The following is a 13,724-nucleotide window of genomic DNA, read 5'->3' on the forward strand; positions in this document are numbered from 1 at the left end:
ACCTATTCTTTAGTTTACATTCTCCTTACTTCTTCCAGAACCTCATCAACATGCCCACTAACTTTTACATTTTTCCAGATCTTCACTACTTTACCTTTTTTATCTATTAAAAAAGTAGTGCGCTCTATTCCCATATACTTTTTGCCAAACATACTTTTCTCTACCCAAACACCATATTTTTCCAACATTTCAGCATTCTCATCAGAAACTAAGGAAAATGGCAGAGAATATTTTGCTTTGAAGTTAGCGTGGCGCTTAACACTATCTTTTGATACACCAATTATCACTGTGTCAAGGGAAGAAAAATCATCTATTTTATCTCTAAAGCCTTTTGCCTCCATCCTACAACCCGGAGTATCGTCTTTAGGATAAAAATAAAGAACTACATTTTTTTTATCAAAAAATTCACTCAATGATAAATTTTCACCAGAATCTGTTGGTAAGCTAAAATCAGGTGCATTATTTCCTACTGCTAATTCCATACCTTGCTCCATTAATAACACTTTTATGGTATTATAGTAATATGGTGCATTATTTCCTACTGCTAATTCCATACCTCGCTCCATTAATACCACTTCTGTGGTATTATAGTAGTATGGTACATTATTTCCTACTGTTAATTCCATACTTTGCTCCATTGATAACACTTTTATCTATAGTAGTATATTGTAGTCAGAGTATCAAATTTTATATATAGCTAACAGATAAGATTCTTGATGGGGGCTTATTGATAAGTTTCTGCCTTGTATCTTGTAAAAAGCATCTAATGCTTTAAGCTTAAGCATTGTAAGTCATGCTCATTAGTTTCCTCATCTCTTATAGTATGGCTAGATATATAATTGGATTTCTTAGGAAACAAAATACAATTTGAAATCGCAATAAAGAAGACCTTCTTTAAATTAGTGTATCTGCCAGACTGTCTTGAGTAAACTTTACCAGCATATGCTTGTGCGCGTTTTTCAAAGCCCTTGTCGCGAGCGAGCTGGATTTCGACCACAAATACAGCCTTGTAGAGAGGAGTATCATCACCATTGGTCTTAGCATTAATATCAGCCCCTTTTTCTACAAAATATTTCACTGCATTTAAATTACCTTGCTTGGCAGCTAAGTGTAAAGATGTGTTGCTATATTCCTCTATAACTTGCTCTTCACCTGGCTCAGGAGACAGAATTTGTTTGAGACCATCTAGAAAATCTAGAAAATCTTCTATATCTTCTATATCACCTAAAAGCTCCCTGGCTGTTTCTAGAGTTTTCTCCTGTCCACGTTTTGTACCTAAGTACCGATTGACTACCTGTAAACCACGCTTCCAACCCAGTTTATCTACCAGCCGATATGCACGATACATAAAGATTACTGAGTAATATATACCTCTTCCTATATCTCGCTTTGAACGACGAAGTTCACCCGTATTATCTTCGCTTAAACTTATAATATCATTTATTAATCTGCTTATTTCTTCATGACTAATTTTATCATTAAGATTTCTTTGCTTTAAAACACCAGACTGTAATAGCTGAAGAATAATGTCTTTTTTAGTAGTACTACTTGATTGTTGTTGATTAATATGCATTCCACCCCCTTAAGTATAACTAAAAATTACCCTCACCGTAAAACCAAATGGTTGTAAACAATTTATGTAAATATCAAATATAGCTTACTTGTAACACAGGTATTTTTAGTGTCAATAGTCTTTTTAATAAATTTTATGCAGATTAGAATTTGAATAGAAAAAAAGTAAGTATAAACCCACAACTGGAGAAGAAATCAGCTTGAAGGCTTATAATCTATTGCCACTGTCTTTGCAATTTTATCATGAAAAAACTGCTTTCGTTTGTCAAATATTGCAGATGTAAAAATTAGTATTATAGCTATAAAGGTTAAGCTTGATAAAGGGTCAAACCACCACTCAGAAGTATACTTATCAAGAGCATCAAAAAATATATTCATAATTAATATAGAAATCAATATGAAGTTAATAACTTCAAACAAAACACACCTAATTATTGTTTGTATTAGAGTAGGATTTTTAAGTGTATTTATATCTTTAATGCAAATATAGCATAACAATTGCCCTAAAGTGCCACTAAGTCTTCTTGTTATAAATGTTCCTAACACTATTGGTAGGAAAAAAAATAAATAAAAGTATATGATTAATATTTGAGATTTATCAGGGTGGAAAGTTGTTTTTACAAGAGAAACACAAAACAAAGAGGCTCCAATAATAATAGAACGATCAATAATATATGCTATAACACGCCTAGTTATTCCCACATAGTTTAAATCTAAGTGATGTTTTTCAGGTTTGTAATCAATTACCACTGTTTTTACAATTTTATCATAAAAAGTCTGTTTATGTCGATCAAGTATTGCAAATATTAAAACTAAAATTGGTAAAATATAGAACCAGTCAGAAATATAGCTAGGTAACAACACAAGCTCTTTAAGAGTACTCCTTATCGCTGCTTGCATTAAAGTAACGTTTTTAAGTGTATTTGCATCTTTTATGTATATGCCAAATAGCAGTTTTCCAGGAGTCCAGCCAAACTTTGTTATCGTTAATGTTTCTAGTGCTATAAACGGTAATGTTCCTAATATTTCCCATTGAACTGACATAGAAGTTGTATCGTTATCAGAAAAGATATAATTAAAAAGTTCAGTAAAGAGTTCATCTGATGATATGAATAAAATGAATAAGCAAAGGACTAGAAATATTATTTGATCAACTACATATGCTGCAACACGTTTAGTAATTCCTGCATAGTTATCCATTCTTGTACCTAACACGATTGCCTAACATACCAGACTAGCAGTTAAATAATAGTAAAATTGTTTGGATTAACCTGCTCCTTTCCTTGTCTTCTCTTGCTTACAACCGAGCAACCTGGGTAAGTTGATCTATTTCATTTATTGGCACAAGTTTAACTTTTGCGTGTCTGCTGACCTGTATAACCCCTTAGCTGTTTGAGAGAGTTCACAGAAATATCGTATATTTTTAAAGAAATCACTCTGAAGCGTGCTTAATTTCAATAGCATCCACCCCATTCTGCTAGTACTCATGTCCTACGATGCCCTACTTGCCTTGAGTGCGTGCTTTTAACCCGAATTCTAGATTAGAAACAGTTTTTAGTTTGAAATCAAATCCTCATATTGCTTGCTAAGCTTGTATTTTCTTCCTCTGTTGGAAAAGTCTACAACCTCAATAAATCCCATTTCTACCCACTTTTTACAAAGCTGAGCACTGGTGCGAGGCTTAAAATTAAATAATTTGCCTACTTGACTAGCTGTAATCATGGAAAATTCTCCAAAGAGCTCAAGAGCCCTACGCTGTTTAGGATCAAGTTTACGTATAAGATCAGTCTGGTCAGTTCTGTGCCCTTCCTCGTTTATACGCTGTAAAACATTCTCAAATGCAATTGCCACACCTTCCACGAAATAATCTATCCACTTGGTAATATCTGCTTCAGCTCTTCCCATGTAATAGTTGTGCGATGGACCTATACTGATTGCTTCATAATACGCTCCTAGATTCTTGGCATAATATTCTTCCAATGAATAAAGTCCTTTTAGGTCATATCCACCAAGGTGTAAAATTAATGTAGTCAACAATCTTGCAGTACGACCATTACCGTCATAGTAAGGGTGAATTGTTACAAATTGATAATGCGCAATACCTGCAATAATTGGGCAAGGCACTTGCTCACTGTCACGAATCCAATCAATCATACTGCTCATGAGCTTTGGTACATCCTTTGCTTCAGGTGGCATATAAATTATTGCACGTGTACGGCTATCACGAATAACGTTTTGACCATCACGATAAGGTGTTGGTTTTATTTTAGATTTTCCACTTGCTATTACTAGAGCATGTAGTGTTTGAACAGCTTTCTCAGTAATGGGTATTCTCCTTGCTGCCCATTGTTCAATTCGAGTTAAGGCTGCATAATATCCTTTAACCTCATTTTCATCTCTCTTATACCTTGGGAAGTGACCTTTATGCTTTAAAATCTCTTCAATCTGTTTAGGTTCAAGTCGATTTCCTTCAATCATAGTAGAGTAGTGTGTTGTATAGAGCCTTGCAGTTTCACGAAGAGATGAAAGCATTGATACAGTGAGTGGTAAATGTAACACTTTTTCCTTTGCTGCTTCAATCCTCATAAGACAACCAGCGATTTTGGAGGTAATTGTATAATTTGGTGTAAATTTTATCGGCATAATATCTGCATTACATTACTTCTATATTATGCTGATAAAATGCAGATAATGCAACATTTGCAAATCTAAATACTGTAGATTACTTTCTGGATAGTTGATCTATTTCATTTATTGGCATAAGTTTAACTTTTGCGTGTCTGCTGACCTGTATAGATTAAATACCCCTTAGCTGTTTGAGAGAGTTCACAGAAATACTGTACATTTTTAATAAAATCACTCCGAAACGTGCTTAATTTCAATAGCATCCACCCCATTCTGCTAATAAATTTGAGCACTTTTCTTCAAAAGGGAAGGAAGAAAGTTTAAGCTAATCAAGTAAGGTTTCTGTTATTCCAGTGTGTAACATTGGAATAACAAGATTTGACATTAACCGTTGATAATCGGAATATTAGTAGAGTAGAATTACTCAAAAAAGCATGCATAAATATGACGTAGTAGTAGTAGGTGGTGGTCATGCAGGGTGCGAAGCTGCTGCTGCGGCAGCTCGCCTTGGTGCAAACACGCTGCTTATAACTCATAAAATTTCAACTATAGGAGAAATGTCCTGCAATCCAGCAATTGGAGGAGTTGCAAAGGGTGTTGTAGTTAGGGAAGTTGACGCTCTTGATGGAATAATGGGAAGAGCAATCGATCAAGCAAGCATACACTCAGTCATTTTAAATAGCAGCAGAGGTGCAGCAGTATGGGGACCACGTGCACAGGCAGACCGAAAATTATATAAGCAGGCAATACAGGAAATTATTCTAAATTATAACAATTTGACGGTAAAAGAAGAGTCAGTTGACAATTTTCTTATAGAAAGTAATGGCAATGGAGAACCGTGCATTAAAGCTGTAATGATAAGCTCAGGTGAACGTATATCAACAAGTAAAGTCGTTCTAACTACAGGGACTTTTCTGCGGGGTGTGATTCATATAGGAGAGCAAACAACTCCTTCAGGAAGAATGGGAGATAAGTCTGCAGTAGAACTTGCAAATACGTTGAAGAAGTATGATTTTAGATTAGGTAGACTGCGTACCGGAACTCCACCAAGGCTTGATCGTAATACTATAAACTGGTCAATATTGCAAGAACAAGTGGGTGATAACCCACCTGTGCCGTTTTCTTATCTCACAGAAAAAATTAACCAACCTCAGGTATCATGCTTTATTACCCATACTAATGAAAATACGCATAAAATAATTAGAGAAAATCTTCATAGGTCAGCTTCTTCGTATTTGGATGACATTGTTGCACCAAGATACTGCCCATCCATTGAAGTTAAAGTTAATAAATTTGCAGAAAAAAGTAGTCACCAAATATTTTTAGAACCAGAAGGGCTGGATGATGATACTGTATACCCAAACGGAATTTCAAATTCATTGCCTGTTGAAGTGCAAAATGAAATGATAAAGAGTATCAAAGGACTTGAAAACGCAGAAATATTGAGGTCTGGATATGCAGTTGAGTATGACTATATTGATCCACGAGAACTAAGCCATACTCTTGAAACTAAGAAAATTAAAGGTCTATATTTTGCTGGCCAAATTAATGGCACCACTGGATATGAAGAAGCAGCAGGGCAAGGAATTATCGCCGGAATTAATGCAGCACTCTCTGCATCTGAAAAAAAAGAAAGCTTTGTTCTTCACCGCACAGATTCATATATCGGTGTAATGATAGATGATTTGGTCACCAAAGGGGTGATCGAGCCTTATAGATTATTTACCTCACGTGCAGAATATAGGCTAGCTATCAGGTCAGACAATGCGGATAGAAGATTAACACAAAAAGGTTATGATATTTCCCTTGTTTCGCATGAGAGATACTCTGTTTTACAGAATAAACTTAAATCCATTAAGCAGCTTGAAGAGAAGTTAGGGAGTCTGACGATTACTCCTGAGCAGCTTAGGTCTTATGGTATTAAAATATCTTATGATGGGATAAGAAAAACGGCACTAGATTTACTCAGCTATCCAAACATCGACTGGAATAAATTACAAGAAATATGGCCGGAGTTAAGCAGCATCACGCGCTGCACAACGGATACTGGATCCTCTTCCGTCATCTCAGGACACTCTCATATCATCCGAGTAGCTGACACTAGGATCCAGGAAAAAAGCAGCGTTACGCGCTGGAATGACGCCGCAATGGGTAGCATAACTAAGAATGAAATATGCGAAGCAGTTGAAATTGAAGCAAAATACAAACCTTATCTAATAAGACAAGAAGCAGATATGAAGTTTTTACGAGAGGAAATTAACACTCAAATTCCAATTGATTTTAACTATTCACAAGTTAAAGGCCTGTCAAGTGAAGTAATAGAAAAGTTGCAGACGATAAAACCAGCGACGATTGGCATTGCAAAGCAAATACAAGGCATCACTCCCGCAGCGATAGTGAGCATATTAGTGTACCTTAGGAATAAGAAAACGAAAGTAGCTGCTAGTTTTGCGTGAGGTATATGTCAAAAATCGAAGAATTTCGTTCTTTTATGTGTGAAACAAATGTTGACGCATTTATGTTGCATACTAAAGATGAATATTTAAATGATTATTCAGAGGAGCTAACAAAGCTGTGTGGCTTTACAGGAACAAATGGGCTACTTATCGTTACAAAAGACAACAAGTGCCCATTTTTTACGGATGGACGCTATATCACACAAGCTCGCAATCAGCTCGATCGGGGCAATTTTCAAGTATATAATATACAAGAAGAGGATCCACGCGAATGGGTAAAAGCAAACTTAACATTGACCACCTCACTAGGTTACTATTTGCAATATTTTACCATAGAAGATATAAGAAAGTATGAGAATATCTGTAAATTAATACCCTGTTTAGCTGGAAAAAAAAGTGACTATCGAAAACAAGCAGTGGTTTTACATTCTATTAAATATGCTGGTGAAAGTAGCAAGAATAAATGTGAAAAAGTCGCTAAAAGCATAGATAAAGAAGCTGAAGCAGTGCTTTTAACTGATCCAAATTCAATTTCATGGCTATTAAATTTAAGAAATGAAAATGCCAAATATACTCCATGTATATTTGGCCGTGCTATATTGTATAAAAGCGGTAATGTTGATTTGTTTATTCAAGATAAAGAACATTCAACTATAGAAGCAAATTTAGGCAATCATATAAATATTTTTGATATTAGTGAGCTAGAAAATTCGCTGCACAAGATAAATTCAATAGTCATAGATCCAAACACAACTCCAATGAGTATCATGGCTGTAATAAAAGATAAACAGGTAGCTGAAAGAGAAGATCCTTGTCTAATTTATAAAGCAGTAAAAAACCAAACTGAAATAGCTGGGGCTATAAATGCGCATATCAGAGATGGAGTGGCAGTTACAAACTTTCTACATTGGCTTGAAAGTAATGTTGGTACAGAACTTGAAGCTGAAGAAAAGATTTTAGAATACAGAAAAGAACAGAATTTGTTTAAGCAACCAAGTTTTCCAACAATTTCCGCATTTAATGAAAATGGTGCAATAATTCACTATCGTGCAAGCAGTAAGACGAATAAGGTAATTCAGAAAAGTGGACTATATTTGATTGACTCTGGTGGCCAATACCTTAATGGCACAACTGATGTGACAAGAACTGTAGTCGTTGGTAATCCGACTAGTGAGCAAATAACCCACTATACAATAGTATTGAAAGCTCACATTGCTGTAGCAAGTGTCATCTTTCCTTCTGGCACTACTGGTGGAGAATTGGATATATTGGCACGTACGCATTTATGGAAATTTGGAATGGACTATATGCATGGTACAGGGCATGGAGTAGGAAGTTACCTATCAGTACATGAAGGACCACAAGCAATATCAAAGGGCAATAAAGTGAAACTCACGCCAGGAATGATACTTTCCAACGAACCTGGTTATTACATTCCGGGAGAGTATGGAATAAGAATTGAAAATCTGATGTATGTCGACAGACAAGAAAATAGCTTTTTACATTTCAAACAACTGACCTTCATTCCATATGATAGAAGGCTAATAGATGTGCAAATGCTTACTAAAGATGAAATTGAATGGATAAATAGCTATCATCAATTTGTCTATGAAAACTTAGAAAATAGCGTAAAAGATAAGGAATGGTTAAAGAAGGTATGTGACCATTTGTAAGCAAAGGAGCATTTTTTATTGTTTAAAAAGTATTAATGCAATTGTGATAGGTATTTTGTATTGTTTTTAATTTAAAAACGATATATAATAAAGAGTACGTATTTTTAGGTAGACATATTATGATAGACAAAGGACAAGAAGATGAATTTATGAAGCAGTATATGGATACTTGCAAAGAGCAAATAGAAAAATTAGCCAAGGATCCTGAATTGCTTAATCAGACTTTAAAACCATTTATGCAAATGTCCCAGCAGCTTATGGCTGGCGGTATGTTAGAAGGGGCTATGCCTGGCATGGTACCTGATTTGGGTAGTATGGATGTTAACAAGATGATTGCTCAGATGAAGGAAATGATTGACTACATAAGAGGTAACTATAAGGAACTAATGAAAGAGCATAGCTCGCAGATTCAAGAGCTTGATGAATCCAGTAAAAAGCTAAGAGGCTCAGTTAAAAAATTGATAGAAAAGATCGAAAGTAAATAAACAATATCTAACGCAAGTCTCTTCTGTCATTCTATGCACAGCTGCATAAGTGTCTAGTGGCCTTACCCAGAAAAAGTAGAGAGAAAGTTAAGACGTTTTTTCAAAATATGGCAAATAGAAGCAGCAGGATTCAAATTAGAAGCTGTTAAGCTGGTTAAAGAAACAGAAGTAAAAAAATAGCAAAAGATCTAGGCATAGATGGCAGTATGTTAAGTAAATGGGTAAGAAAATATGATGGAAAAATGTCAGAAGCATACGCATTTCCAGACAAAGGCTCCTTATGACAAAGAAAGATTTGATCTAAAAAAAGAACTAGCAAGAGTAACAAGAGAAAGAGACATTTAAAAAAAAGCCCTGACCAAACAAAAAGAGTAAAGTATTCTTTTATATAGAAATTGCTATAAAATACAGGAACTATGTAGGGTTTTAGACATATCTGCTGGTGGTTATTATAAATGGGTTGCTAAGGGAAAAAGCAGTAAGGAATTAGCAAAAGATGGGCTTCTAGAAGATATTCAAAAAAAGCATCCAAATGCAGATCCCTAAAATTCACGCTGAATTAAAAGCTTTAGGCAAAAATTAAAACAGTACAAAGTGTTATGCAGAAAAATGGTATTCGGGCTATATTGAGAAGAAAATTTAAAACTAAGAAGCAACAAAAGGACAATAGAGTCGTAGCTCTCAATATATTAGACCAAAACTTTATTGTCGATCAACCAAATAAAATATGGGATTACTTATATAAAAACCAAAGAAGGATGGCTATATTTGGCAGGATCTATATTCACGCATGGTAGTTAATGAGCAGTTCAATAAATAAACAATTGGTTATTGACTCTTTATTGATGGCCGTTAATAAGCGCAAACCCGATAAAAATCTGCTGTTACATAGCGATCAAGGGTCACAGTATACCTCTCAAAATTACCAATTTCTATTGAATACAAAAAACATCATTTCCAGCATGAGCCATAAGGGATGTTGTTACGATAACTCTGTTGCAGAAAAGTTCACTCAAAAGGGAGCTGCTTATTGATACTTCTCGCTCAACAAACCAGAACTGCCATATTTGAATACATAGAAATCTTTTATAACAAACAACGTAGGCATTCTACTATTAATTATTGCATTCCTGCACAATTTGATGCATCATTCTCATGACAAAAACGTCTTAACTTTCTCTCTACTTTTTCTGGGTAAGGTCAGTCTGAAAGAACGAGAAAATTAATAGAAAGTGTTGGATGTAAAGTTTTATTTTTGCCGCCATACTCGCCTGATTTAAATCCAATTGAGAAGTTCTGGTTTGCCATCAAGCATGCCATAAAAAAAAGCGCTGCCAAGCTTTTGGCCCGATATCAATTCGGCTATTGATTTTGTTTTTCAGCACTCGGGGAAACCTTACTTAGGTTAGCTATATACAGCATATTTATAAGTATAATAAGATTATATTAAAATTTACTTACTTATTGATATGCTTAATTAGGTATAGACAAAATGTCATATGAGATGGCTTTGTTAGCTGCTTTAGGTGGTGATAAATGGATAGTCAAGCAAAATTACATTTGTAACTTTACTTGACTTGTCCGTTTTTTTATATCTTTATTACAATCATAACCTCTAGCCCTAAATTACACCTCTTGCTGTATTAGATGGACGTAGAACAGGACCCAATTTTGCGTTTAGTTGTTCTGGAAGACTTTCTAAAAGATCCATAACTAGTTTTGGCTGCTCAGGCTCAGCAGAATCAAGATTACTGCTTGGTTGTGAATCTTTCGGTTGCACGGTAGAGCAAGCTTCTTCGTATGATGGTGGTTGTTGTACTTCTGAAAGATTTGGGTACAATCTTGGCTGCTTAGGTCCATCGTATGGTGGTGCCGAAGGTTTTTTACCATAATCGCCTACTTCTGTTTCTTCTTGTTCTAATTTCTTCACATCTTCAGTATTAGTTGCTTTATCTACATATTTTGGTCCTTCTATAAAGTCTTGCATTTCTTTTGCAAAACTATGCTCTAGATAACAACTTGCTAAGTAAGCTACACCTGCTATTATAAGCGTTAATGCCATAACAATGAAAGGTGAAACTTCTATATACCTAAAAACCGTTACTTCATGCATACTCATATGAGTGGGTGGGTTAATGGCTATTATTATTGGGAGAAAGAAGAATACAGAAGTAAGCATTAATATTATAGCAGTGATACCTAAACATCCTAAAGCTACTTCTTTTAATAATCCTCCGTTTTTCTTTTTATTATTAAGGCTTTGATATATTTCATGAATGTTAGTGTTGTTAGTATAGTCTTCTAGTTCTTTTGAAATCTCAGCCTTTAATTCTTTAACCTCATTTTCTAGTATAGAATAGTATTTTTGCTTCAATTGATCACTCAATACTGATTTACCGCCACTAAGAACATTTAAAATGTCTTGTTTGCATACCTCAATTTTTTTAGAAATTTTAGAATTGCTTTGTAGCTCCGCTTCTTGTATATCTTGATCCATTTTGGCCTGTAATTTTTTACTGATCTCATCAAAATCTTTAGATAAATTCCTGTGAACAAGGTATTTTAATATAATAGGTAAAGCTAGTGCATTTCCTCTATAAAGTGAAGATAAAAGCTGCAAAGCGAAAGAATTAGGTATTGCTTCTCTTGGTAGAGTTAAAGTTTCATTGTATCCATGTTCGATAACTAACTTTACTGAAGGTTCTTTGAACCTTTTTCTATCATCTATATGAAATACCCCTTTAGCAAAGAAGTTTTCTAATTCCTCAAAAGGACAACAGTTTTTCTCTAATTTTACTTTTATAATACTGCTTAACATTGCAACCTCACTAATTATTTTATGCACACAGTTTAACACTATTTTAATTACTTCTCAAAAGAGTGTAATTATTAACTATAATATTTAATTAATAAGGCTTTGTTTTTTTAATAAGAAGCAATCTAAGATAGACGGCTGCTATAGCTAAAGTGGCTTAGGTTTACCAACGATTTGAAAAACCGTCATTCCGCTACTAGTTAGCGCCGCGGCGGTATGACGTAGGAAAACCTTTCTTGGGTTAGGTGTGCCATAGAGACACAAAGAATGTTCAAGTAAGAGCAAACTAAGTGCAAAAGCTACGCAATAGATGAGGGTGGGCCCCTCGGAGCCGGTTTACAAGAGCAGGCTTCAAACAACTATAAGCTGCTTTGGCAAGGTAGTGAGCGTTATGGAAAAGGCATAATTATATGTCATGTAAGGAATGGAGAGATGAACGAAAGTGAACCACTGATGAAGTGTCGAAACCTTTTAAATGACGTCAAAACCAGGGGTCTAACCTAACCTGGGATAAATCTATCGGGAGCTTGTTTACCGGATAGGTGGCGTCCGGCATAGAGGTGGCGTGAATCTATTTTGGGCTATTGCGTGGAACTGCGGGAACCTGTCGTTTCGATGATAAGGGAGAAATCCAAGGAGCTAAACTCCAAGGGTGAGAGTACCGATGCGAAAAACAGGGGCGCGTAGTAGTGAAGAAGTTTCTGTAATGGAAATGGAGCGAAGGGATTTAGTTTTAATTGTTTTGTCAACCAGAAATAGGATGAGCAATTGATTAAAACAGAGTCCTTGATTATGCTATAATTAGTAGCAAGGGCCGAATAATGGGAGCTGTGTGAGTCGAGAGGTTCATGCACAGTTCTGTGAGAGACTGGCGGGGAAGGTCCGCTCGTCTACTCTCCCTATATTTCAGAGTGCTCCTGTTATGAGCTGATGTCCAACTGTCATTTTACAGCTTAGCTTGCTTAGGTAATGCAGAAATAAGAGGTGCCCAATATAAACCAGCCTAAATCAACTTTAATGTCTGGATATCGTACTATTTTACATAACATGCCATTATGAATATATATTTTTATGATTGCGTTATCATTTATTTAACAAAGTATTAGTATAATCTATCTACTGGATTAAATGGAGAAAGCTGAATGAGTAAATTACCGAACAATGCAAAAATAGGTAAATCCCAGGTTACTCAGTGGGAGGTAATAAAAAATTGTGAATATGCTGATAATTGCTTATCAAAAATAGTAACTTTATACGTTATTAGAATAACTCAGCTATCAGATTTTTATACAAATGACGAAACTGAAATTAACACTGTTTTAGCAAGAATAAGCGTGACAAGTGAAAATGTATTTTTAAACAAGGCTACTACTATTGAAGTTATGGAAGGTATTTTTCCGTATAAATTCAACAGCAAGAAGAGAAATAACATACTAAGGTTAGAAGATTTACATAATTATTTATGTTCTATTGTTAACAATAGCCTTCCAAAAGAGATGCTTGAAAGTCTTGTAAGGGAATATAAGGATGCTGTTAACTTATTTAAAGCAATTACTTAACTGAACGTAGTATTTTTAAGATTTTATTTTCTATTTCAGAAATGCCGCTTTCAAGATCTTTATCTATCAGATACATGGTAGAGAAATATGTTTTCTGCTTACTTTCAACATTGATAGTTAAAGTTCCAGGAGTGATTGTAACCGAATTGGCAAATAACGCAATGCTTTCATCATTATGCCCTTTGCATTTTCTTAGGATAATGATTGGCTCAAGCTTAGATTTGAGTCGTAGCACCTTTTTTGTTACATAAACACTTGATAAAATGATTTGGTACATTAACCATGGTATATAACTTACTAACTTATAAAACGACAGTCTACTCGTACCATTTAAAATCTTGCTAAGAGCTCTTTCAGCGTTTATCAACCTTCTAAAGATAAATAATGTGAATGTAGAGGAAAACACTCCACAAAAAATAAAAAATGGCTCAAAATAACCAGACAATACAGTCCATAGAGAAAATAAAATTACAAATGATAGAGAAAAAAACTTGATTTTTTGCCTAAGGTTCATGGTTTGCAGTATAACTTAAATGATT

General features: G+C 34.8%; 12 protein-coding genes and 3 pseudogenes. 8 read left to right on the top strand and 7 right to left on the bottom strand.

The window, feature by feature from the left end:
• Window positions 1–14: 14 nt before the first annotated feature.
• The 5 genes and pseudogenes from bcp to ABWU50_RS04875 form a co-directional block, all read right to left on the bottom strand.
• Window positions 15–482 (bottom strand): thioredoxin-dependent thiol peroxidase, encoded by a 468-nt coding sequence (bcp, locus tag ABWU50_RS04855; protein ID WP_264688477.1) that lies wholly within the window; start codon window positions 480–482, stop codon window positions 15–17.
• Window positions 483–784: 302 nt separating this feature from the next.
• Window positions 785–1,000, bottom strand: a pseudogene (locus ABWU50_RS04860) (PD-(D/E)XK nuclease family transposase); the annotation flags it as partial.
• Between the two features lie 54 nt (window positions 1,001–1,054).
• Window positions 1,055–1,573 (bottom strand): annotated as a pseudogene (locus tag ABWU50_RS04865) (hypothetical protein); the annotation flags it as partial.
• Window positions 1,574–1,767: 194 nt separating this feature from the next.
• Window positions 1,768–2,787, bottom strand: a complete 1,020-nt coding sequence (locus tag ABWU50_RS04870) for an RDD family protein (protein WP_353275541.1) — start codon at window positions 2,785–2,787, stop codon at window positions 1,768–1,770.
• Between the two features lie 339 nt (window positions 2,788–3,126).
• The gene (locus ABWU50_RS04875; RefSeq protein ID WP_264732138.1) at window positions 3,127–4,215 is read right to left on the bottom strand and encodes a Fic family protein; all 1,089 of its coding nucleotides are present in this window, start codon (window positions 4,213–4,215) and stop codon (window positions 3,127–3,129) included.
• 416 nt (window positions 4,216–4,631) lie between these two features.
• Here ABWU50_RS04875 and mnmG point away from each other — a divergent pair, with 416 nt between their 5' ends.
• From mnmG to ABWU50_RS04910, 7 genes and pseudogenes are all read left to right on the top strand, one after another.
• Window positions 4,632–6,653 (top strand): tRNA uridine-5-carboxymethylaminomethyl(34) synthesis enzyme MnmG, encoded by a 2,022-nt coding sequence (gene mnmG, locus ABWU50_RS04880; RefSeq protein WP_264732136.1) that lies wholly within the window; start codon window positions 4,632–4,634, stop codon window positions 6,651–6,653.
• A gap of 5 nt (window positions 6,654–6,658) precedes the next feature.
• A complete protein-coding gene (locus ABWU50_RS04885; RefSeq protein ID WP_353275544.1) occupies window positions 6,659–8,326 on the top strand; it encodes an aminopeptidase P family protein in 1,668 nt (555 codons plus the stop codon).
• Between the two features lie 119 nt (window positions 8,327–8,445).
• Window positions 8,446–8,811 carry a hypothetical protein gene (locus ABWU50_RS04890; protein ID WP_353275546.1) on the top strand — a complete coding sequence of 122 codons (366 nt, stop codon included), beginning with the start codon at window positions 8,446–8,448 and terminating at the stop codon, window positions 8,809–8,811.
• 599 nt (window positions 8,812–9,410) lie between these two features.
• On the top strand, window positions 9,411–9,608 hold the full coding sequence (locus ABWU50_RS04895) for a transposase (RefSeq protein WP_353275465.1): 198 nt from the start codon (window positions 9,411–9,413) through the stop codon (window positions 9,606–9,608).
• A gap of 3 nt (window positions 9,609–9,611) precedes the next feature.
• The gene (locus tag ABWU50_RS04900) at window positions 9,612–9,845 is read left to right on the top strand and encodes a DDE-type integrase/transposase/recombinase (protein ID WP_341822668.1); all 234 of its coding nucleotides are present in this window, start codon (window positions 9,612–9,614) and stop codon (window positions 9,843–9,845) included.
• The gene (locus ABWU50_RS04905; protein ID WP_353270857.1) at window positions 9,842–9,970 is read left to right on the top strand and encodes an IS3 family transposase; all 129 of its coding nucleotides are present in this window, start codon (window positions 9,842–9,844) and stop codon (window positions 9,968–9,970) included. The genes ABWU50_RS04900 and ABWU50_RS04905 overlap by 4 nt, the downstream gene beginning before the upstream one ends.
• Before the next feature lie 63 nt (window positions 9,971–10,033).
• A pseudogene (locus ABWU50_RS04910) lies at window positions 10,034–10,180 on the top strand (transposase); the annotation flags it as partial.
• 252 nt (window positions 10,181–10,432) lie between these two features.
• Here the strand turns inward: ABWU50_RS04910 and ABWU50_RS04915 are convergent.
• The gene (locus ABWU50_RS04915; RefSeq protein ID WP_353275548.1) at window positions 10,433–11,629 is read right to left on the bottom strand and encodes a hypothetical protein; all 1,197 of its coding nucleotides are present in this window, start codon (window positions 11,627–11,629) and stop codon (window positions 10,433–10,435) included.
• A 1,139-nt stretch (window positions 11,630–12,768) separates the two neighbouring features.
• Here ABWU50_RS04915 and ABWU50_RS04920 point away from each other — a divergent pair.
• Window positions 12,769–13,185 carry a hypothetical protein gene (locus ABWU50_RS04920; RefSeq protein ID WP_353275550.1) on the top strand — a complete coding sequence of 139 codons (417 nt, stop codon included), beginning with the start codon at window positions 12,769–12,771 and terminating at the stop codon, window positions 13,183–13,185.
• Here ABWU50_RS04920 and ABWU50_RS04925 read toward each other — a convergent pair.
• Window positions 13,178–13,699, bottom strand: a complete 522-nt coding sequence (locus ABWU50_RS04925) for a Na+/H+ antiporter subunit E (RefSeq protein ID WP_353275552.1) — start codon at window positions 13,697–13,699, stop codon at window positions 13,178–13,180. The two genes, ABWU50_RS04920 and ABWU50_RS04925, sit on opposite strands and share 8 nt — an antisense overlap.
• Window positions 13,700–13,724 lie beyond the last annotated feature (25 nt).

It is taken from the genome of Wolbachia endosymbiont (group A) of Pipizella viduata, from assembly GCF_964028555.1.
GTDB lineage: Bacteria > Pseudomonadota > Alphaproteobacteria > Rickettsiales > Anaplasmataceae > Wolbachia.